The sequence below is a fragment of the Methylobacterium sp. 1A genome, assembly GCF_058072805.1.
In genome coordinates this window covers 1902369-1923361 of the sequence record NZ_JBYQVE010000001.1, presented here as the reverse complement: position 1 = coordinate 1923361, position 20993 = coordinate 1902369, and the positions used below count along the sequence as shown (strand labels likewise).

21 protein-coding genes, 3 pseudogenes and 1 other annotated feature are annotated in these 20993 nt (G+C 65.5%); of the genes and pseudogenes, 12 read left to right on the top strand and 12 right to left on the bottom strand.

The features are described from left to right. Window positions 1-33: 33 nt before the first annotated feature. The 6 genes and pseudogenes from ACX9MN_RS09445 to ACX9MN_RS09420 all read left to right on the top strand — a co-directional run bounded on the left by ACX9MN_RS09445 (window position 34) and on the right by ACX9MN_RS09420 (window position 2867). Window positions 34-381, top strand: coding sequence for a hypothetical protein (locus tag ACX9MN_RS09445; protein ID WP_408902975.1), 348 nt, complete (start codon window positions 34-36; stop codon window positions 379-381). 72 nt (window positions 382-453) lie between these two features. Next, window positions 454-588 carry a hypothetical protein gene (locus ACX9MN_RS09440; RefSeq protein WP_408902974.1) on the top strand — a complete coding sequence of 45 codons (135 nt, stop codon included), beginning with the start codon at window positions 454-456 and terminating at the stop codon, window positions 586-588. Window positions 589-722: 134 nt separating this feature from the next. Then, the gene (locus tag ACX9MN_RS09435; RefSeq protein WP_408902973.1) at window positions 723-1073 is read left to right on the top strand and encodes a helix-turn-helix domain-containing protein; all 351 of its coding nucleotides are present in this window, start codon (window positions 723-725) and stop codon (window positions 1071-1073) included. Beyond that, a complete protein-coding gene (locus ACX9MN_RS09430) occupies window positions 1070-1294 on the top strand; it encodes a hypothetical protein (protein WP_408902972.1) in 225 nt (74 codons plus the stop codon). Before ACX9MN_RS09435 ends, ACX9MN_RS09430 begins: the two co-directional genes overlap by 4 nt. A 155-nt stretch (window positions 1295-1449) precedes the next feature. Further along, a pseudogene (locus ACX9MN_RS09425) lies at window positions 1450-1560 on the top strand (IS481 family transposase); the annotation flags it as partial. Between the two features lie 962 nt (window positions 1561-2522). Further along, a complete protein-coding gene (locus ACX9MN_RS09420; protein ID WP_408902971.1) occupies window positions 2523-2867 on the top strand; it encodes a hypothetical protein in 345 nt (114 codons plus the stop codon). Window positions 2868-2924: 57 nt separating this feature from the next. Here the strand turns inward: ACX9MN_RS09420 and ACX9MN_RS09415 are convergent. The 7 genes and pseudogenes from ACX9MN_RS09415 to ACX9MN_RS09385 form a co-directional block, all read right to left on the bottom strand. Continuing rightward, window positions 2925-3310: pseudogene (locus tag ACX9MN_RS09415) on the bottom strand (MucR family transcriptional regulator). A gap of 399 nt (window positions 3311-3709) precedes the next feature. After that, entirely contained in the window at window positions 3710-4483 is a 774-nt protein-coding gene (locus ACX9MN_RS09410) for a sugar transferase (RefSeq protein ID WP_489724290.1), read from the bottom strand. An 865-nt stretch (window positions 4484-5348) separates the two neighbouring features. Beyond that, on the bottom strand, window positions 5349-5849 hold the full coding sequence (locus ACX9MN_RS09405) for a hypothetical protein (protein ID WP_408902969.1): 501 nt from the start codon (window positions 5847-5849) through the stop codon (window positions 5349-5351). Window positions 5850-6050: 201 nt separating this feature from the next. Next, on the bottom strand, window positions 6051-6350 hold the full coding sequence (locus ACX9MN_RS09400) for a hypothetical protein (RefSeq protein WP_408902968.1): 300 nt from the start codon (window positions 6348-6350) through the stop codon (window positions 6051-6053). A 31-nt stretch (window positions 6351-6381) separates the two neighbouring features. Continuing rightward, entirely contained in the window at window positions 6382-6564 is a 183-nt protein-coding gene (locus ACX9MN_RS09395) for a hypothetical protein (protein WP_408902967.1), read from the bottom strand. A 267-nt stretch (window positions 6565-6831) separates the two neighbouring features. Then, entirely contained in the window at window positions 6832-7071 is a 240-nt protein-coding gene (locus tag ACX9MN_RS09390; RefSeq protein WP_408902966.1) for a hypothetical protein, read from the bottom strand. Between the two features lie 493 nt (window positions 7072-7564). Further along, window positions 7565-8793, bottom strand: a protein-coding gene (locus ACX9MN_RS09385) for an IS3 family transposase (RefSeq protein ID WP_408902965.1) whose coding sequence is annotated in 2 segments (ribosomal slippage) — window positions 7565-8505 and window positions 8505-8793 — 1230 coding nt in all. Because the reading frame shifts where the segments join, the coding sequence is not laid out codon by codon here. Next, window positions 8396-8512: a sequence feature (AL1L pseudoknot), on the bottom strand. Its footprint overlaps the gene before it by 117 nt. A 209-nt stretch (window positions 8794-9002) precedes the next feature. On the opposite strand from ACX9MN_RS09385, the gene ACX9MN_RS09380 reads away from it, so the two are divergent. Beyond that, window positions 9003-9938, top strand: a complete 936-nt coding sequence (locus tag ACX9MN_RS09380) for an IS110 family RNA-guided transposase (protein WP_489724289.1) — start codon at window positions 9003-9005, stop codon at window positions 9936-9938. 740 nt (window positions 9939-10678) lie between these two features. Here the strand turns inward: ACX9MN_RS09380 and ACX9MN_RS09375 are convergent. The 5 genes from ACX9MN_RS09375 to ACX9MN_RS09355 form a co-directional block, all read right to left on the bottom strand. After that, window positions 10679-10897, bottom strand: a complete 219-nt coding sequence (locus ACX9MN_RS09375; protein ID WP_489724288.1) for a hypothetical protein — start codon at window positions 10895-10897, stop codon at window positions 10679-10681. Window positions 10898-10983: 86 nt separating this feature from the next. Then, window positions 10984-11226 carry a hypothetical protein gene (locus ACX9MN_RS09370; RefSeq protein ID WP_489724287.1) on the bottom strand — a complete coding sequence of 81 codons (243 nt, stop codon included), beginning with the start codon at window positions 11224-11226 and terminating at the stop codon, window positions 10984-10986. Window positions 11227-11653: 427 nt separating this feature from the next. Continuing rightward, entirely contained in the window at window positions 11654-12190 is a 537-nt protein-coding gene (locus ACX9MN_RS09365; RefSeq protein ID WP_489724286.1) for a Ros/MucR family transcriptional regulator, read from the bottom strand. Window positions 12191-12237: 47 nt separating this feature from the next. Then, on the bottom strand, window positions 12238-12597 hold the full coding sequence (locus ACX9MN_RS09360; protein WP_489724285.1) for an Hpt domain-containing protein: 360 nt from the start codon (window positions 12595-12597) through the stop codon (window positions 12238-12240). 440 nt (window positions 12598-13037) lie between these two features. Next, complete coding sequence (locus ACX9MN_RS09355) at window positions 13038-13706, bottom strand: LuxR C-terminal-related transcriptional regulator (RefSeq protein ID WP_489724284.1); 669 nt, start codon at window positions 13704-13706, stop codon at window positions 13038-13040. Between the two features lie 155 nt (window positions 13707-13861). Between ACX9MN_RS09355 and ACX9MN_RS09350 the strand changes: the two genes are divergently transcribed. From ACX9MN_RS09350 to istA, 5 genes and pseudogenes are all read left to right on the top strand, one after another. Then, the gene (locus tag ACX9MN_RS09350; RefSeq protein ID WP_489724283.1) at window positions 13862-14251 is read left to right on the top strand and encodes a response regulator; all 390 of its coding nucleotides are present in this window, start codon (window positions 13862-13864) and stop codon (window positions 14249-14251) included. A 41-nt stretch (window positions 14252-14292) separates the two neighbouring features. Beyond that, window positions 14293-15498: an IS256 family transposase gene (locus ACX9MN_RS09345; protein WP_489724282.1), complete on the top strand. Its 1206-nt coding sequence runs from the start codon at window positions 14293-14295 to the stop codon at window positions 15496-15498. A gap of 39 nt (window positions 15499-15537) precedes the next feature. Further along, entirely contained in the window at window positions 15538-15681 is a 144-nt protein-coding gene (locus ACX9MN_RS09340) for a hypothetical protein (RefSeq protein WP_489724281.1), read from the top strand. 142 nt (window positions 15682-15823) lie between these two features. Further along, window positions 15824-19438, top strand: coding sequence for a PAS domain S-box protein (locus tag ACX9MN_RS09335; RefSeq protein ID WP_489724280.1), 3615 nt, complete (start codon window positions 15824-15826; stop codon window positions 19436-19438). Window positions 19439-19498: 60 nt separating this feature from the next. Next, window positions 19499-20992 (top strand): annotated as a pseudogene (gene istA, locus ACX9MN_RS09330) (IS21-like element ISMex39 family transposase); the annotation flags it as partial. Window position 20993 lies beyond the last annotated feature (1 nt).

Genomic DNA, 20993 nt, shown 5'->3' with positions numbered 1-20993 from the left:
GACGGCCGGGTCAGCCGCCCGGTGGCGCATGCCATGGCATTGAAGGCCGGTATCGGAGGAAAGGGGCTTTGGTCCATCTCACGCGGCCTCGCACGTGGTCTGGAAGAGAAAGGCGAGTATAAGCGCATGATGGATCACGCCGACATGCCACGGCAAGGCTCACGGGATGGCCGAGGCAACATGTCCGAGGCGGCACTGCGGGCATTCTGCGCCTGGTTTCTGTCGGTGGCGCTGGATCAGGTCCGGTTCACGTCTGCCGCGTTCAGGTTCGAAACCCTAGAGGATCGTTACCGAAGGCCGCTCAGAGAGTTCGGCCACGATGCGAAGGCCGGTGAATTCGCCTCGACGGCGCCGAGGTTCGGTGAAATGGAGAGAGGTTGAGCGGCATTGGTGCTCGGAGTTTCGCAGCGGACCGCTCGATCGACGCTCTCGAAACGCGTCGAGGAGGGGTTCATGAAGTCCCGCACTCCGAAGTCGCCGGTGCGGGTCGCATTTTCTCTGGACTACCGTGACCGCCTCATCCCGAGCCTGTTCGCCGACCACGAGATCGAGGCGCCTGCGCCAACTTCCCTCCGATTTGGCGGGTGAAGACGCGGAGTGCGAAGCAGCCGGTTCCACACTGAAATCCGGATAGCCGAAAATTCGGCCTTCAGGTCGGGGATGCCGCGCGTCGGCGCGGCATGAAGGGTGGGTGAGATGCGGGCTCATGATAGGAACAGATCGTGACCATCGCGCGCGGCTTCCGCTACAAGCCGGAACCGCTGTCCGAGCAGGAGGCCCTGTTCCGGCAGTTCGCGGGCGTGTGCCGACCGACCTACAACCTCGCCCTGGAGCAGCGGGCGAGTTGGGGCGGGAAGCATCGGCTCGGGTATGTCGCCCAGGCCGCCGACCTGACGCGGCTGCGGGCCGAGTTCGACTGGATCATGCCGGCTACGTGTCCTGCCGGCAGCAGGCGCTCCGCGATCTCGACCGAGCGTTCCGGAACTTCCTCGCGGATGGGGCGACCTTCCCTCGCGCCCGCCGCCGCGGGGTGCGTGACCGCTCCCGCTTCCCCGGGCGCGAGGTCGCGATGAAGCGGCTCAACCCGAACTGGTCGGCCCTGCGCCTGCCCAAGATCGGCTGGGTCAAGTGCTGCGACAGCCGAGCGGTCCGTGGTGTCCTGAAGAACGTCACCGTCTCGCTCGACGCTCTCGGCCGGCACGTCGCGTTCACCTGCGCGATCGCGCACGAGGTACCCGCGCCGTGCTCCGAGAAGGTCGGCATCGACCGCGGCGTCGCAACTACCCTCGCTTGATCCACGGGCGAGATGCCGACGATGCCTGGGAGTCTGGAGCGGGTAGAGCCCCACAAGCGCAAGGCACAGCGAATCGCCGCCCAACGAAAGCGGGGCTCGATCCGCAGGCGGCGGGCTCAAGCGCGTGTCGCCCGCCTCCAGGCGCGGATCCGGCGCGACTTCCCTCACTGCGCGGCCTCACGCCCTGCGAGTTCATCTGTCAGACCTGGGCGAAAGAGCTCGACCGCTTCAGGCTCGACTCGTCACACCGCATGCCGGGACCGAACACGCGGCGCGCACGCTCACACCGCGCATGGCTCGGCCTCCCTGAGCTTCACGCGCCCGTCTTATGCGAGCGTGGAACAGGGAAACGCCCGAGCTTTGGCGAGGTTTTTTACCCGTGGGTCGCGCAAGCCTCGAGGATGACGGCCCGGGTCCTGGCGTGCGTCCGCGTCTACCAGCAACGACCCCTTCACCATTCCAGCTGAGGCTGGTAGCGGCCGCTCAGCCGTGGCCGCCCCGGGGGGATCCGTTGGATTACGGCCATGCGCGCCGATACGCGTCAGGCCGTTCACGCCTCCGAGGACGGCCATCCGTGCCGGCCCTTGCTATCCCTGACGGACGCTTCTAGCCTGAATGTCTCGGCGCGCCTCGCATGCGGCGCCAGCACCGGAGAGGAGGTTAGCCATGAGACATCACGGCACCAGCCCCCGAACATCGCGCATCGCCGATGCGGAGCAGGACGGTCCACCCGATCACGACCGGCAGGGATAGTGGCTCTTCGGGCGGTGACCCCGGCCGGATCGAAGAGTGTGGGCCCTGCAATCACCCGCCGCCTTTAGGTCGGCGGGTTTTTTCATGAGCTGCCGCCAGCACCTGCCGGAAAGGCAAGCGGGACAGGCCCCGGAGCCGTTCGCATCTCGTAACAACTGTGCCCTGGGCGCGGCAGCCGTACCCAAGGATCTCTGATACGCTGGCGGCGTCCCTGGATACCGCCGATGCCGACCCGCTTGCTCCTTGTTCGCGTTGCCCTCGCCCTGGGGCTGATCATGTTTGTCTTTGTGGCGCTGACGGACGGCGTTCCCCGTCATAAGGTCCGGCCGGCGCATATCTGGCAGCAAGCGCTAACGACGGAACTCGTATGTCGCGCATAAACAGTTCCTGTGCAGCATAGTGTCGCCGATGGTTTGGCAGGCCACGGCTGTCGCGTCTGCCGCGACGGTCGAACAGCCAGCCGGCACGCGCAACGGTGAATGAGCCGACGTCGTACGTCGGGGGTGCCGCCATCCTCCTTGCGCTCACCAGCACCGGGCCGGCTTCGGCCGAGCCGGCCGAATTGCCGGCGCTGGAAAAGGCGTGGCACAGCTGCGTGCGCGACGCGTACGACCATCAGCCCGAGCACGGCAGCCGAGCCGGCAGGGAGCGCAACGCGCTGAACGAGTGCCAGGCACACGAGGACGCCTACGTGGCGGCGCTGATGTCGGCACGCCCAGCCTACGACTTGCCCCTGGGTCGTTGGGCGCAGACCTGGGCGGCGTACCTCGCCTTCGTGGTGAATCCGGTCAAAGCCTGGATCGAAACGCTGCGGCGCTAGCGGCGGCAGGCTGTCTTGCTGAAGATCCTGCGCTTCGAGCCGTTATGGACTATCCGGTCAGCCTCCGCGAGCAACAATCTGCGCTGGCCGTCCAAGGCCGATCGCCTTTGCCAAAGCAGATCGTCGCTCGGCGTATTCTGATGCCACCATCGGGTAGTCTCTCAGCAGACCCCATTTCTCACGATACTGCGCAGTGTCAGCCCACGCGCCGTGAGATGCCGTTTCAGCGCCTTATGACTTCTTCCGTCCTCGAAACTGGTCAGGGTATCACGGCTGATAGAACGCTTAATCTCCGCTTCGATCACCGGATCACCGCGCATCCCAGTGATCGGCTGGCCTTCGCGTATCTTGTGCAATAGCGCGGCCCGTGACGGGCGGCAGCTCCGGGCCGGCGTCTGCCACGTGGAAGCGGACGAACGCCACCACGGGGCTCCCCTGGCCACCCCAAGGCCCCGTACGGCCTAGGTTCCCCTGAGAGGGAACGAGCATGCGGGTTCCGCGCCAGCTCGACAACTTCCTGGAGTCAGAAATGTTTTTCGCGTTTCCTTGGCATCGAGAAACCGGGTCGATACGCTATCGGTGTATTTTGAATTAAATTGCCGGTCCCTTGTCGAGGGAGAACGGAATTGAACATTATAGTGCGAAACCGTGTTGGCTGAATGGATTCATGTGAACGGCGAGTTCGTCGGTGCGGCGACGCGCCGTGAGTGCGGAGGGACTCGACCGTGTCCTGGATCAGCGTCGTCGTAGCCGCCTACGCTGCCGGCCTCATCGAGTTCTGGCGCCTGTGCAACGATGCACCGACAACTGAGGCGAGCGCGTCACCATCCTTTGATGATGGGCTACCGGCTGCCGCGCTGGGCGAGGACGGCCGGGATGGTGCGCAGCATGATGGCCAGATCCCGGCGCAGGCTCCAGCGGGTGGCGTAGTCGAGATCCAGCGCCACGCGCTCGGCATAGGTGGTGTCGGAGCGGCCCGAGACCTGCCACAGCCCGGTCACCCCCGGCGGCACGGCAAAGCAGGTGGCGAAGGCCCGGCCGTAGCGGGCCACCTCCGCCGGCACGATCGGGCGCGGGCCGACCAGGCTCATCTCGCCGCGCAGCACGTTCCACAGCTGCGGCAGCTCGTCCAGCGAGGTCCTGCGCAGCACCTGGCCGATCGGCGTGATCCGTGGGTCATGGCTGAGCTTGTGGCTTTCCGCCCACTCGGCCTGGGCCTGCGGGTTGGCGGAGAGATGCGCGGACAGCACGGCGTCGCCGTCGACGACCATCGAGCGGAACCTCAGGCAGCCGAACGTGCGCCCGTCGCGGCCGATGCGCATGTGCCGGTAGATCGGCGGCTTACCGTCGCCGGCCCAGACGATCAGTGCGATGAGCAGCAGCAGCGGCAGGAGCAGGAGCAGGAACAGGGCGGCCACCGCCACACCGACGTCCAGACCGCGCTTGGCGGCCCAGTCCAGCCGCAGGCCCTGTGCCACGAGAGGTACCTCCGGCAGAGCTGCATCGGCGGCATCGCTCACCTGCCACACAACGTGCCCGGCCACCTCGGAAATCTCTTCGCGATATTGCGGCGCAGTCAAACCAGCAGAGACGGAGGGCTCGGCATGGCTCTGCATCGTCTCAGCACCTCAAATGAGGCCAATGGCGGTGGTTGATAATTGATTATCGCGCAGTGTAGAGCATCGCAGCCAATTATTCAACCAGAAATTCAGCACATCGTCCGGCCCAGCTTGACCATATCGTACAAGGATGCGCGTCTAGGGCAGATCAAAGGGCACGACTTCCCGTATCCAAGGGGGCACACTAGGTACTTCTTAACGAAATAGACGAAGCGACCGACTAAACGGCCGAACGTGACATCAGCGCGCGCACCTCCGCTGATACCTCGGCGTCAAGCCGCCTCTGACGGTCCATAAAGGGTTCGGCACGAGTTTACGGCCGGATCCGAGCTGATCTCGCACTGCAGCGGGCATAGAATCGGTGAGGAGGCCGAAAGGGTTGCAGGAGAAACAAAGGCTTGTTTTCGGTCGGCTTCGTCGAGGCGGAACCGCGGCAACGCGATGCATCTTGCCCCTCAAGAAGCCTAAGCGGAGCGCAGTAACAGCTTGGCGGTTATCCACAACGAACCGCCAGGCATTGATGTAGCGCCAAGAAGACCTTCTGCGTCTCTGCCCTGCCCATCGCGTCCGTCCTGGTTTCACCCGCGCCCGCCGCTGCAGCCGCGCGCACGGTCACGATCTATGCCGGTCCGAGCGGCCTCGTGATCCCCGCCTGCGCCCTCACGTCAGCGCAGGCTCAGGCGAACCCGGAGATCGCCTCCGCCGCGGACAGCACCCAACCTCCGAGCATCGCAAAGGCCGATGAGACGTCTGCGCCGCTGACGGTCATGCACACGGCGTCAAGGCGCTGAAGGCCGACTACTGCACCGGCGGCGGCAGACCATTAGCCGGACGAGCATGCGTTGCGTGACGCCTTGGCCGGTCAGCGTGAGCAGCCGATGCAGATGCCGCGCGTGATGGCATCCATCCGCTCTTCCTCTCGGGAGCGTTGCTCGATGCTGCTGGTTTCGCTCGGGTTGACCACGCTCGGGTTCGGCACCGTTTGTCCTGTCGTAGCGGTATACGGCGCCGTCATCGTTGTAGCGGGCCCACCACCTGTGCCTGTCTGATCCACAGTTTGGGCAAGCACAGAGAGCGAAGTCACACTTATCAGCATGGCCATCACGATCAGATGTGGCGTGCGCATGTAAAACTCCCCTTTGGTTGCGTTGTGGGGACGACGTGAATTCACTCCTATCGCACGGCGCCGCAATCGCCGAACCAATGTGAGCACGAAGAAGGTGGCGAGAGCTGCACCGTTGATGCAAAGCGCCCAACCGTAGCTGTTGAGCGCTTGGCCATACATGGGCTGGCCGATCGTGCCGAGGCCAACGCACGCGCCGACGATGGCGAGGGCTACAAAGAGAAGCGCGAAAAACAACATGGGCACCTCCTCCTGTGTTTAGGCCCCGCTGGAGCGACTTCGCGCTCTTCGAATGATTGCGATGCGGCCTAGCTTCTGCTAGGACGACGGCGTTGATTGTAAATTCTCATCCGATACCGGTACATACCAATTCGGAATTGCGAGATTTTATTTTTCGCGCGCTTGGAACTGTCCAGTGTCTGTTGGCGGCAACCTAAGCGTTCAACAGCATGGCTGCCTGAATCGCGGCGGATACGAAACGACCCCGGTTAGACCAGTCTTGGACGACGATCGCGGTGCTTCCGAAACCTGCACTTGCCCGGGTGGAGACCGCTGAAAGGCACGCGCACCATCGGCGTAGCGCCCGAGCAAAACGACCGTCGCCAGCGACGCCACGATCAAGAACGCCGGGACAAACACGTCCTCGACGCACTCGGCATGCTGCTCGAGCCGCTGGATCAGGATGCAGCTGGTTGTGAACACGGCTGCCAGCACGAGTGGCAAGGCGAGGTTCTCGCACATCGCACCATCCTCCGGTCGCTCGCAGCCCTGATCAGAGATGGAAGGCGCGGAGGAACTGGCTGGGCGTGTACTGGACACCCTGGCCGTCTGCGATCAGGACTTGGACGAAACCGGCGTGGATCAGCTCCACGGCTTTCTCCAGTGCCGCGATTTCGGTGTCGCAGCCGACGAGAGCCGGACCTACCCGGCTAAAACCGGTGACGATGAAGGTCATGCCGACCTCCGTCTGATGGCGCTGCGGGATCAGGATAGACTTCGTCGCGGCCCCGCGCCATTCTTCCGCGCACCGGCAGTCAGCGCGTGGCTCTGCCCGCCCCACCACTCGTGCTGTTTGGTCCGCCGGGTGGCCGGCTCTGCACGGTAGGTCTCAGCATTGCGACGGTAGGATCGCGGTAGCGGTTGCGGGAGGGGCATCGTACCCCACGCACTGAAGGTGCCCGGCGCGCCGAATCCGGCTGAAGCGCAACGTCGAGGCCGCCCGCTAGTCCTCGTCATCGGGATCCAGCCACACGTCCCCCATGCGAAGCGACCAGATCACGTGCCCGATCGGGTCGAGGAGGTAGATCGCGTTCGTGCCGGTGCCGATCATGTCGACATGGATGCGCTTGGCCGCCAAGACAGCATCTTCCGCGCGCGTAGCGGCGATGATCTCCTCGCGCACAGGCGTGTCGAGGGTTCCATCGGGCCGTCGAAGGGCCACACAGAAGCGATAGTGCTGCATGTGCTTACGGGTCGTCAGCCCACAAATACCACCTCACCACGCATCTCCGGAAGTCGCTTTGGTCGGCGTCGCCCGCTGCCGTAGCTGCTACTCCACGGTGCGCTACTTCACCGGCGGCAGATCCGGCCCGGGCGTGTTCGCCTGCCACCTACAGTTTTGACGTTCAATGCGCGGCACTCGATACAGGAGTGGGCGGCGCCATATTACGGGCATGTGCCGAATTTCTGTTCTATCACTGTTCCTGATTGTAACGCCTGCGGCAGCCCTTGGGCGGGATCCCGATCGGACCCACGAACTGCGCAACGGAAAGGACGCGGCGCTGATGAAAAAGCGATTGGCGAACGCTATCAGAGCGCTCCGCGAATTCGAAGCGGATTACGCCATGGACACTGCGGTTCGTCGCCGCGCAGAGCCAAACACCCGAACTGTCCGGCAATCCTACCACTTGCCCTAATGAACCGCTCCGGGTTTTCCGGAGGCCGTTTGGTTTGGGTCAGGCGGCCAAGGCTTGGACCTCGGCTTGGGCATAATGGCGTGCCTCCGCCTCGGCGGGAGGCACGTTGCCGATCGGTTCGAGCAGCCGACGGTGATTGAACCAATCCACCCATTCGAGCGTGGCGTACTCGACTGCCTCGAACGAGCGCCACGGCCCGCGTCGATGGATCACCTCCGCCTTGAACAGGCCGATCACCGTCTCGGCCAGAGCGTAATCGTACGAATCGCCGACGCTGCCGACGGAGGGCTCGACGCCCGCCTCGGCGAGGCGCTCGGTGTAGCGGAGGCTCACATATTGCGACCCGCGATCCGAGTGGCAGACGAGGCCGCTGCCAGCGAAGGGGCGGCGCTCGTGCAGGGCCTGCTCCAGAGCATCGAGCACGAAGTCCGCCCGGGCCGAGCGTGAGACACGCCAGCCCACGATCCGGCGGGCGAAGACGTCGATCACGAAGGCCGCATAGACGAAGCCGGCCCAGGTGGCGATGTAGGTAAAATCCGCCACCCATAGCCGGTTCGGGCACTCGGCCCTGAACTGCCGGTTGACCCGGTCGAGGGGGCAGGCCGCAGTCGGATTGGGAACGGTGGTGCGGACCCGGCGCCCCCGGACGACGCCGGCCAAGCCCATGGTGCGCATCAGTCGGGCCACCGTGCAGCGCGCCACCACGATCCCTTCGCGGGCGAGCTGCCGCCAGACCTTGCGCACGCCGTAGACCCGGAAGTTCGCCTCGTACACGCGCCGGATCTCGGCCATGAGTGCCGCGTCCCGCTTGGCTCGAGCCGGCAGCCTCTCGGGATCGGCTCGTCGCGCAGCATGGGCGTGGTACGTCGACGGGGCGATCGGCAGAACCTTGCAGATCGGCTCGACCCCGTAGGCTTCCCGGTGCTCGTCGATGAAGGCGATCATGACCGGAACCGGCGGTCGAGCTCCGCCTGGGCAAAATACGCGCTCGCCTTCCTCAGGATCTCGTTGGCCTGCCGGAGTTCGCGAACCTCCCGCTCCAGCGCCTTGATCCGCTCGCGCTCGTCCGTCGTCGGCCCTGTACCCTTGCCTCGATCTCGCTCGGCTTGGCGAACCCACTTGCGCAGCGTCTCGCCAGAGCAACCGATTTTGGCCGCGATCGACTGGATCGCGGCCCATTGCGAACCGTGCTCGCTCTCATGCTCCCGGGCCAGCCGGACCGCCCGCTCGCGAACCTCAGGGGAAAAGGGTGGGGTATGCTTCGTCATGGCTCCAGTCTCTTGCCTTATGGAGGAATGGCTCCTTGGCTGGGGCTGCATCGAAGGGTCTTTGCCCGTCATGCAGGGGATGTGGGCCGAAATTCTCTTGGTCGACACGGGACCGCTCTTGAGTGTGGCCGCTCTCCACAACCTTCACCGACTTGAACGGATACAGGGGCTTCGGGCCCGTATGACAAGACGAAGCGGCGAGGCGAAACATGCAGCAGACCATCGGGATCGACATAGCCAAGGATACCCTTGACGCCTACCGGTTGGGCGATGGACACCGGCTAAGTGTCGGCAATAATCGTGAATGTCATCGGCTGCTTCTGAAATGGATCGGGGCATTTCAGAAGACCTTGATCGTCTTCGAGGCCACAGGACCCTATCATCGCGAGCTCGAGCTTGTTCTCGGCAGCCGAGACGTGCCGTTCGTCAAGGTCAACCCGAAGCAGGCGCGCCGATTTGCTCAGGCAACCGGCCGCCTGGCAAAGACCGACCGCGTCGATGCTGCCATGCTGGCTCGGATGGGCGCCGCTCTTGAATTGGAGGCTCAGACGCCGAGGCCGAAAAGCTTCCACGACCTGAGGGAGCTGCTCGCAGCACGCCGAGCGCTCATCAAGGATCGGGCCGCCGCGAAAATTCGCCGCTCCGTCGCGACACTTCCTCTGCTCAACCGGCAGCTGGAAGACCGTCTTGCCCGGATCGACAAGGATGTGAAGCGGATCGACACCGAACTGGCGAGGATGGCCGCACTGGACCCCGACCTCTCGAGGCGAGTTGCCATTCTGCAAACCATTCCTGGGGTCGGCGAGGTCACCGCCGTCACGCTTATCATCGACATGCCGGAACTCGGCGAACTGGAAGGCAAGCAGGCCGCTAGCCTGGCCGGACTTGCTCCTGTCTCGCAACAATCAGGGCGATGGCAAGGAAAGGAGCGGATTCAAGGTGGGCGGGCTGCGCTACGCCAAGCGCTCTACTTTCCCGCCATCGTTGCCGCGCGCTTCAACGTCGACCTCAAGCTTATCTATGATCGGCTGATCGCCGCCGGAAAGCAGAAAAAGGTCGCTCTCGTGGCCATCATGCGTAGGCTCATCATCATGGCAAATGCCCTCATCAGAGACAATCGGCCGTGGGCTCCAAACCACGCTTGACCAACACGGATACTTGTCTTGGTCGAACGCGCCGACTTGGTACTTCCGCACCCGGACGCGCAAGAGGGTGCGCGAGAGGGTGCGCGAGAGGTCATGGCGCTTGGCCAAGCCGTGCAGCGTCTCGCCCGACAGGTACTCCTGCGCGATCAGACGCTTGAACGCGACGCCGCGGGCACGATGTCGGGTCCTTGGCTTCATCCTCCGACGACCCAGCGAACCGGTCGCACAACCTCGCCTGATCCGTCCACCCCTAGGGACCCACTTCATACACATCGGAAGCTTCATCCTACGTAGCCCCGTCATGCGGCGGCTCATACCGACCGCGAAGGCGACCGCGCTCAACGCAAGCGACAACCCGACGATTTCAAAGGACTTGCTTCGTGCGAGACGATTGGACGGCGGCCTCGACCCATGCCGGGCACGCGGAACGGTGAGAGGAATTCTCGAAGCCGCCGTACGCCGGTCGCTTGGACGATACGGCGCAGGTGGGAAGCGGTTCCAGCGACGACTTGGGTCGGCCATCGTCGACGGCGGGATGGAGACCGACCACGGCCACGGTGAGAGGATCGAGGCCGCGGGCGGCGTACCACCCCGCTAAACGCCGCCGGTCGGCCGCGTGTAGGCGCGGACCGTGTCGATGGTGGCGCGGGCCTGCCGGTCGACTCCTGCCACGAACCCTTCGAGCATACCGAGTCCGGGGACGGGGCTGAGCTCCGCCTGCGAAGGATCTGGAAGCGGGATCATCCTGGCTCCCTCAGCTTCCGGAGGTGACGATCGCGCAATCTACGTAGGAGCGCGAGGCGTGCCACCGCGGTCGCGATCTGTCCCTTGATTTCGATGGCTTCCTTTTCGGCAGTCGAGCGCGCGAAGTGATCGCGCAGGCGGACGGCGAGGCTTGCGTCGGCCTTCACGATCTCAATGTTCAGGCTCAGCAGCCTCCGGGTCCAGTCGTCCGACATCGCCGATCCTCGGGCCTCATCCCCTTCGCTGCCGGAGTCCGGGTCCGGGATCGTCGCGCAGGCCGGGTGGCAGGATGCATGAGGGCTCAGACCGCAGTCCCGAATTTCGAGGCGGCGCCGGAGTCGCCTCCGACAAGGCGCTCGATTCCTGCCCGCTCCAGGCGTAGGGCAGCCAGCCGGTCCATCTGCTCGTACAGGTGCTGCATGGCCTCGGTCGCGTCGCCCTGGCCCCGAACCAGGACCGCCACCGCTTCGGCCTGCGCCGTCGTCCGGAGTTCGATCTCCAGGATCAACCGGTCCATTTCCTTGAGCGTCGCGGTCAAGGTCATGTCGTGCTCCCACGTCGGCCGTCCAGGCTTCTTCGGGCAGGAAGCTTCATCGCTGCCCGCCGCCGGTACACCGCGGCGCGGTGCGCGTCGAGGCGGCCGAGATCGTCCAAGAGGCGCTCGCGCCGACGCGCCAGGATCTAAAGGACGACCGCGTGGGAGTTCCCGCACGTGAGCAGCATCTCCAACCGGCCGGAAGAGCACTGGGCTTCGACGATCCGGGCGGTAAGAATGGCCATGTCAGGCTCCTGGCTTCGAACGGCGGGCGCTGTAGGCCCTGTCGGCGAGGCAGCGTCCGACGACGGCCGCATCTGCGGGCGGGTCCCGCGGCGCATGAAGCGACCGCTTCCGAGTCGAGGCAAAAGCCGATCACGGTCTCTGCATCCGAGATGGGGAGGGTGGTCTCAGGCAATCCGGGTCGTCGGAGGTTTCAGTCGCCAGGAGGTTCCGGATGCGCGTTCGATGCATGTGGTCGAGCCCTTGATGTAGCCCTCCTATTCTGCCCCTTCTGTTGGGCGGCCGGCGCGCCGGATCTTGAACTGACGTGGCCGAGCCCGATCCCTCTCGCGATGTCCGAGCGTCGCGCCGAGTACGACGGACAGACCATCGGATACGATTTCGGCAACCCCCACTTCTTCCGATAGGTCTCCGGCGTCAGCTCGAGGCTGGTGAGATGCCGTTTCAGGCACTGATAGCATCGCCCGTTCTCGAAACTGATCAGGCCATTATCGGAGATCGACGCCTGGATCTCTTGGACGGTCGGTCGAGCCGCTTCCCGAGGTCCGGCGAAACCGAGCCCCGGCAGTTCAGCGAACGAGGGCTGCATCAATCCGCGGATCGCCCGATGAACCTCGGTGAGGACACGTGCGACTTGCTCCCGCGGCAGCACGTTCTGGCTGACATAGGCGACGACGAGACGACAGCTCAACGTGGTTGCAGGGTCGATCTCGGCCTCACGAGACAACATCACCGAAACTCCGGTCCGTATATGGGGGGGGGCCGCAAAGTGCGCCTTCAGGTGTTCGACACCGCAAGGGCCGCGAGGCGGGCCCGAGCCTCGGCGTGCGTCGAACTCAGGATCGCTCGGAGCTGTCGGCAGGGCTCGGCCATCGCGGAGGCGGATCTGTCGTTCTGGCTCTCCAGGATCCTGCAGATCAGCGATAGGCGGCGGAAGCCGAGAAGCCCTGCCTCCGAGGCCAATCTATGGGCCAGCAACCGGCCGTCCGGCCCTGCGATGTCCGTGTCGCTCGCCTCCGACAATGCGACGATGCGTGCGCGCAGAATCTCCAGCAATTCGCAGGTGCGCGCCGGCTTCACGATCGTGAGCACTTGCCGGAACAGCCCATCGTCGAGGATCGGCACGATCTGACTCAAACCACACCTCGCCCGAACAGGCGCGACCGTGTTCGCGCCGAAGCAGGTTTCTTTCACCGCGGAGCCAATCGTCGCGATCCGGCAGCTCGACGCGGTCCTGCCGAGACCTCCATCGACGGTAGGGGTACGGAAGACGACCTCCGACCTTCTCGGATCACGGCGTGCAGTAGCGCCACGGCCGCTCCGACCAGGAACGCCCCATCGAAATGCGACATCGCGGTCACGGGACGACACGGCGCGGAGCGCGCGGGCCGGACATGAGCTGCCGGTTTGGGACACTCCACTGTCCCGTGGGCCATGCCGAAGGCGGCACCGATCATCGATCGCCCGAGGACGGAGGTGGGACCGAACTCGGTCATGGCCGCACCTGGTGGATGTCGAGTCTTCCTCTCGCACTTCATCGATGCCGTCGAGCTGGCCTCACGGCTTAGTCGGACCAGCTATCTTCGATGCCGCGCTCCCCAAGCGGCCGCGGCCGATCGGTTTTGGACACCTAGAACGCGTAGCAGTGCCGCGACATGGACCTTCACCGTGCCCTCGCTGACGTCGAGGACCCGAGCCATCGCCTTGTTGGATTGACCGGCCACGATGAGATCCAGGATCTGACGCTGCCGCGGCGTCAGAGAAGGCCCGACGGAACGGTCCAGGCCTGAAGGCACAACAGCGCCTGACCTCGAACCGGTACCGTCTCCAGCCGAAACATGCGCGATGAAGGGTGGAACGTAGATCCACCCGTCCACGATCGCGGTCAACGCCTTCACGAGCTCATCGACTCCCGCCGCCTTCGGCACGAAGCCGTGGACGCCGGCATCGAGAGCGAGGAGTACATCCTCACGCCTGAGCGAACCCGACACGACAGCGGTCGTGACGTGCGGAAAGCACTCCCGAACCGCCCGCAGGCTCGTGGCATCGGCCATGCCCGGCATCGCCAGATCGAACAGGGCGAGGCTGATCTCGGACACGCCGGCGAGCACGTCGACGGCCTCGTCGAGGGAACCTTTCTGAATGACGTCGGCAAAGCCCAGCGTCTCACGCAGGATTGCTGATAGAGCGATCCGGAAGAACGGATCGTCGTCGGCAATCAGGGCTCGCTCGACCTTCGCACCCATATGTCGGCCCGACGGGGTTTGGCCAAATGGCATAACCCAATCGACCAGGGGCCGCCAACCGCGACGGTCGTCAGGCCGAATAGTTTGGCCCAGCTTCGATACCCTATGGCTCACGCCCTGGTTCTCGATGGACCGCGAGGAGCGGAGCAGCTTCGGTGACGACGTCCAGGAGGAAGCCCGTCGTGGTACTCGCAGACAGCGATGCCGGCGTCCGAAGAGTTCTCACGATGGAATTGTCTCAGGCCGGATTCACGGTGGTCGCCTGTTCCGACGCGTTCTCCGTCCTGAGACATTTCGCGATCGGCGAGCGTGCCGATGTCCTCGTGACCGACGTCGACATGTCGCATGGCGTCGAGGGGTTTTCCCTCGACGCAGAAGCTCGACGGCAGCGGCCCAGCCTACCGATCGTCCTTCTGTCGGCGCGACTGCGTTGCGCCGATCGCACGGCATCCGGCTCGCACGTCGTGGGTAGCGTCCGCGAACGAGGTGTAATTTCCGGGTCCGTTCGGGTGGGGATTGGGGTGGCCATCGGGGCTGGCGGCTAAGGTGGAGTTTGCGGACTTCAACCCGAGCCGAGGTAACCCCGATGACCGACGACAGAGTGGCACTGATCGAGGCGCTGCAGAAGGCCGACGACGGCAACTTCCTGCGCTCGATCGCCGAGACGGTCCTGCAGATCCTGATGGAGGCCGACGTGGACGGGCTGATCGGGGCCGGGCGCTACGAGCGGTCGGGCGAGCGCAGCACCTACCGCAACGGCCATCGCGAGCGCAGCCTCGACACCCGGCTGGGCTCGCTCAACCTGAAGATCCCGAAGCTGCGCACCGGCAGCTACTTCCCCGGCTTCCTGGAGCCACGCAAGACGGTTGAGAAGGCGCTGGTGGCGGTAATCCAGGAAGCATGGATCGCCGGCGTCTCGACCAGGCGTGTGGACGATCTCGTTCAGGCCATGGGTTTGTCGGGCATCTCGAAGTCGTCGGTGTCCAAGCTCTGCAAGGACATCGACGAGCGCGTGAACGCCTTCCTGACGCGCCCGCTGTCGGGCGCGTGGCCGTATCTCTGGCTCGACGCCACCTACCTGAAGGTACGCGAGGGCGGGCGGATCGTCTCGGTGGCCGCCATAGTCGCCGTGGCGGTCGACACCGAGGGCCGGCGGGAGATCGTTGGCCTGCATATCGGCCCGTCGGAAGCGGAGGTGTTCTGGACCGATTTCCTGCGCAGCCTAGTCAAGCGCGGCCTCGCGGGCGTGCAGTTCGTCGTCTCCGACGCCCACGAGGGCCTGAAGGCCGCCATCCGGCGCGTGCTGAAGGCGACATGGCAAAGGTGCCGCGTTCATTGGACCCGGAACGCCCTGGCCTACGTGCCGCGGGCGCAGCAGACCATGGTGGCGGCCGGTCTGCGCAGCGCCTTCCAGCAGCCCGATCAGGACGCGGCCCGCGCCGCGCTCCAGCATCTGGCCGAGCAACTCCACAATCGCTGGCCGAAGCTGAAGGGCTTCATCGAAGGCACGAGCGACGATGTCCTGGCTTACCTCAGCTTCCCGATCCAGCATCGAACGAAGCTACATTCGACCAATCCGCTGGAGCGCCTCAACAAGGAGATCAAGCGCCGTGCCGACGTGGTCGGTATCTTCCCCAATACGGACTCGATCCAACGCTTGATTGGCGCGGTGCTGTTGGAGGCAAACGACGAGTGGCAGCTCCAGCATCGCTACATGCAGGTCGAGGGCATGGTCGGCCTCACGCCGGCACTGACCGACGACACCATCACCCTTCCACCGCAGGCCGCCTGACCGATGGCCGCTCCAATTCCACCCCAAAAGTCCACCTCATTGACGGACGCGACCCACGTCGTGCGCCCGCCGCCGATGATCGAGCACATCAAGTGGACGATCCGGGACTGCCTCGGGATCGGTGCGGAGGCGACCGCCCCGGAACCGACCAAGAAGCTGCGGTTCGACCTCCGGATCCCATGATGCCGAACCCTCGCGCAGAGCAGGGCGGAGTCAGTCAAACTTCAGGAGCTCACTGCTAAACTTCGACATGGAACCCGCGCGGCTAGGCTCCGGATGCAGGTCTCCCGAACACTCGCGGTAGCGCCTCGATCGGAACACGGCGATGTCGAACCTCGTCCAGCGAATGATCGACCCGGCTTCTCGCTTGAAGCCGAGACGGCGCACGGATCGCCTGCAGGCGCCCGTGCTCGTGGTTGGTCTCGCGCTTGTCGGCCTCGTCTGGACCAGCATCCTGTACCACCTGCACCTGCGCGAGGTAGCCGTCCGCGAGCAGACGCACCGCGACGTGGCGAACCTGTCGATCGGAGTGGAAAAGCACGTCGAGCGCCTCCTCGTGGGCGTCGATCAGGTCATGCGCTTCATCGCAGACGATTACGCGAGCGACCCGGATACCTTCGACTTCGCCGCTTGGCTCAAGCGCTCGACGTCGCTGCGAGGCGTCGCCCACCAGATCTCGCTGTTCGACAAACGGGGTGAACTCCTCGCCTCACGCACGCCTCCACCTCCCGATACGCCGCGGTTCGACATCCGGGACCGGGACTATTTCCAGGCGCTGCAGGCGAGCGCCGAGCGAGGCCTCTACATCGATCGGACGCTCAAAGGTCGGATCACCGGCCGCTACGTCCTGCAGACGGCAAGACGGCTCAGCAACCACGACGGCAGCTTCGCCGGCGTGATCGTGACGTCCATCGACCCGGACTACCTCGCCGACCAGTTCAAGGCCCTCGACGTCGGCCGGCACGGGAGCATCGCCATCTTCGGAACCGATGGGTTCGTCCGCGCGCGCTACCCGCAAGCGGACGGCATGTACGAGCGCGACGTCACCGATTTCGGCAGCGGCAGGGGCGTATTCGCCCATGTGCGGGAGCGGCCGTCGGGGACCTACGAGGTCGGAAGCGCCTTTGATCGGGTCACGCGCATCTTCGGGTATCGCACCGTCGGTTCGCTGCCGCTGATCGTGACCGTCGGCAAATCTGTGGACGAGGTGCTCGCGCCGCTCGCCGGCGAGCGCCGCCGTGCCGTCCTGGCCGGCACCGGCGTGACGCTGGTGCTCCTGGCCACGCTGCTTCTCCTGATCCGAGGTCTCGAGAACGGGCGGCGTCAGCAGGCGATGTTGGCTGCCAGGGAGGCTGCGACGAGCGTCGCGGAAGCTCAGGCTCGGGAGGCGAACCGGCTGCTCACTCTGGCCGCACAGATCGCGCACATCGGACACTGGCGGATCGGCCTGCCCGAGCATACGCTGTTCTGGTCCGAGGAGGTCTTCGCGATCTTCGGCCGCTCTCCTGCGGCCGGAGCGCCTACGATCGCGGACGCGATCGCCACCTACGCGCCCGACGATCAGGCCGAGGTGGAGCGCTGCGTCGACGCAGCGGTGCGCGAGGGGCGCGGCTTCGCGTTCTCGGCCCGGATCGTCCACGCGGACGGCTCCCTGCGGGACGTCTCCTGCCGCGGCGTCTGCGAGGTCGACGCCTCGGGCACGACGACCGCGGTATTCGGCACGATCATGGACGTGACCGAGCTGCGCCGCACCGAGCGCGCCGCAGTCGACAGCGAGGCCCGGTTCCGGATGCTCGCCGACAACACCAGCGACATGATCGTGCAGGTCGATCTCGACACGACCCGCCGCTACGTCTCTCCGGCCTCGCGGGATCTCCTCGGCTATGAGCCGGAGGAACTGATCGGCAGCAAATCCCTCGACATGGTTCATCCCGGGGACCGCAACGCGGTCGCGGCGCTGTTGGACGATCTGAGGAGCGGGGCTCGCAAGCAGGCGCTCAAGCGCCAGCGCTACCGGCGCAAGGACGGCAGCTACGTCTGGGTCGAGGTCAGCTACCGGATGATCCACAATCCCGACGGGGAACCGATAGGCTGCGTGGCGTGCACGCGCGACGTCTCCCGGCGCGTGGCGGCGGAGAAGGCGCTCACCGACAGCGAGTACCGCTTCCGTGTGCTCGCCGAGAATACGAGCGAGTTGATCATGCTCGGCCACGACGATGGCCGGCGGTCCTACATCTCGCCGGCCTCGATGCGCCTGCTCGGCTACACGCCGGAGGAACTCGCGGCCATGCGGCTGCGCGACTACGTCCATCCGGACGACGTGCAACGGCTCTACGCCGCCACCCGCAGCCTCGGCCCCGATCGGGCGGAGGCTTCCTGCGAGTACCGGGCTCGACACAAGGCGCGTGGGTGGACCTGGATCGAGGGCGTCTTCCGCCGCATCCCCGGGGCGGTCGGAGACGAGCCCACCATCGTGGCGACCTTCCGCGACATCTCGGAGCGGCGGGAGCAGGCGCGGGCGCTGCAGGAGGCCAAGCTCAAGGCGGAACGGGCGAGCGCGGCCAAGTCGGACTTTCTCGCCGCGATGAGCCACGAAATCCGCACGCCGCTGCACGCGATCCTCAGCTTCACCGACATGATGGCCAGTTCCGGTCGCCTTCCCTCGGATCTGCAGCGGAACGCGGAACTCGTTCGCTCCTCGGGCCGGGCATTGCTGACGATCGTCAACGACATCCTCGACTTCTCGAAGGTCGAGGCTGGAGCCGTTGAGCTCAATCCACGCGGCTTCAGCCCGGCGGCGCTCGCCGAGAACTGCCTGTCGATCGTCCGCGGCCTCGCCAAACCCAAGGGCCTGGACATGCATGCCATCGTCGAGCCGGACCTGCCGGTCGCACTTCTGGGTGACGAGACCCGCTTGCAGCAGATCCTGCTGAACCTGCTCAACAACGCGGTCAAGTTCACGCACGCCGGTTCGGTCGCGCTCGTCGTGCGCCATGAGGGGCGCCTGATCGGTGGCGAACAGCTGCGCTTCAGCGTCATCGACACGGGCATCGGCATTCCACCTGAGAAGCAGGACAGGCTGTTCCAGCGCTTCAGCCAAGTCGACAGCTCCATCCATCGCGACTTCGGCGGGACGGGTCTCGGCCTCGCCATCTGCAAGCGCCTCGTCGAACTGATGGGAGGCGAGATCGGTGTCGCCTCGCGCGACGGTCGCGGCTCGACGTTCTGGTTCACCGTCACGCTGCCGCGCGCGACGATGCCGACCGCGGATGATCGCCCGTCCGTTTCGGCTCATCCGAGGCGGGCGGGGCATCTCCTGCTCGTCGAAGATTCCGAGATCAACCAGACGATCGCCCAAGCCATACTCCAGGAGGCCGGCCACCGTCTCGACGTCGTGAGCGATGGAGCTGCGGCCGTGATCGCCGTCGAGGAGGGACGCTACGATCTCGTTCTAATGGACGTGCAGATGCCCGGCATGGATGGCCTCACGGCCACATGCATGATCCGGCGCCTCAAGATACCATCGGCCAAGGTTCCGATACTCGCGATGACGGCGAACGTCCTCCCGGAGCAGGTGAAGGCCTTCGCGGCGGCCGGCATGAACGACCATGTGGCCAAGCCGTTCGAGCGCGAGGTACTGCTCGCCACGATCGATCGGTGGTTGAGGGACGGGCGTGCTGCGGCTCCCCAGCCACGCGATGCGTCCTCGGTCGCAGTCGATCAGAGCACGTTCGATCAGCTTCGGCGAGATCTCGGCGCTGCCAAGATGCGCGATCTCTTGGAACTCCTGATCGAGGAAATGTCGCCCGGCTTCGCCGGCTCGATCGAGAGCGCCGCCGCGCGCGATGAGATCCGGCGCGACGCGCACGCCCTGACTTCCGCCTGTGTTTCGGCGTGCAACTTTGACCCCTTGAGGCGGGGGATCGGCGTCCAATTCTGACCCCCTAACCTCGTTCTCGCAGACTGCCCTCTGGTGCGGCCGGAAGGGTGGTGCAGGGGGATGAAGGGCGTGGACACGATTGCGCGCATCCGGCGCGAGTTCTTCACCCGCGGCCGCGCGATCAAGGACATCGTCCGCGACCTGCACGTCTCCCGCAACACGGTCCGGAAGGTCATCCGGTCGGGGGCCACCGCCTTCACCTACGAGCGCGACGTGCAGCCTCTGCCCAAGCTCGGGCCGTGGCGCGACGATCTCGATCGGATGCTGACCACCAACGCCGGCAGGTCCGCCCGCGAGCGACTGACGCTGATCCGGATCTACGAGGCGCTGCGCGGGCTCGGCTACGAGGGCGGCTACGATGCCGTTCGGCGCTATGCCAAAACCTGGAAGCGCGAGCGCGCCTCGGTCACGGCGCAGGCCTTCGTGCCGCTCATCTTCGCCCCAGGCGAGGCCTACCAGTTCGACTGGAGCCACGAGATCGTGCTGATCGGCGGCACGACCGTCACGGTCAAGGTCGCTCACGTCCGGCTCTGCCACTCGCGCATGCTGTTCGTGCGGGCTTATCCGCGCGAGAGCCAGGAGATGGTGTTCGACGCCCACGACCGGGCGTTCGCGTTCTTCCGCGGCACCTGCCAGCGCGGCATCTACGACAACATGAAGACCGCGGTGGAGACGATCTTCGTCGGTCGCGAGCGCGCCTACAACCGTCGCTTCCTGCAGATGTGCTCGCACTACCTCGTCGATCCGGTCGCCTGCACGCCGGCCTCGGGCTGGGAGAAGGGGCAGGTCGAGAACCAGGTCGGGCTGGTGCGCGAGCGCTTCTTCACCCCGCGCGTCCGGGTGAAGAGCTACGACGAGTTGAACGCGCTCCTACTCGATGGAGCTATCGCCTACGCCAAGGCCCATCCGCATCCCGAGGAGCGCGAGCGCACCGTCTGGGAGCGGTTCGAGGCCGAGCGGGCGGCGCTGGTGCCCTATGCTGGCCGCTTCGACGGCTTCCACGCCGTCACCGCTTCGGTGTCCGCGACCTGCCTCGTACGCTTCGACAACAACCGATACTCGGTCATGGCCTCCGCCATTGGCCGCCCGGTCGAAGTGCGAGCCTACGCCGAGCGCATCGAGATCCAGCAGGACGGGCGCGTCGTCGCCGAGCACGCGCGTGCCTTCGGCCGGGATCAGACCGTGTTCGATCCCTGGCACTACGTCCCTGTGCTCGCCCGCAAACCTGGCGCGCTCCGGAACGGCGCACCGTTCAAGGACTGGGTGCTGCCCGCCGCCCTCGACCGGGTTCGACGCAAGCTCGCCGGCAGTGCCGGGGGTGACCGGCAGATGGTCGAGATCCTCACCGCTGTGCTCGGTGACGGGTTGCCGGCGGTCGAGGCGGCCTGTGCCGAGGCCCTGCGCGAGGGCGTCCACTCGGCCGATGTCGTCCTCAACATCCTCGCCCGGCAGCGCGAGCCGACCACGCCCGTCACCATCCTGACGCCCGAGAGCCTGCGGCTGCGCCACGAGCCGGTCGCCGACTGTGCCCGCTACGACAGCCTAAGGAGAGCAC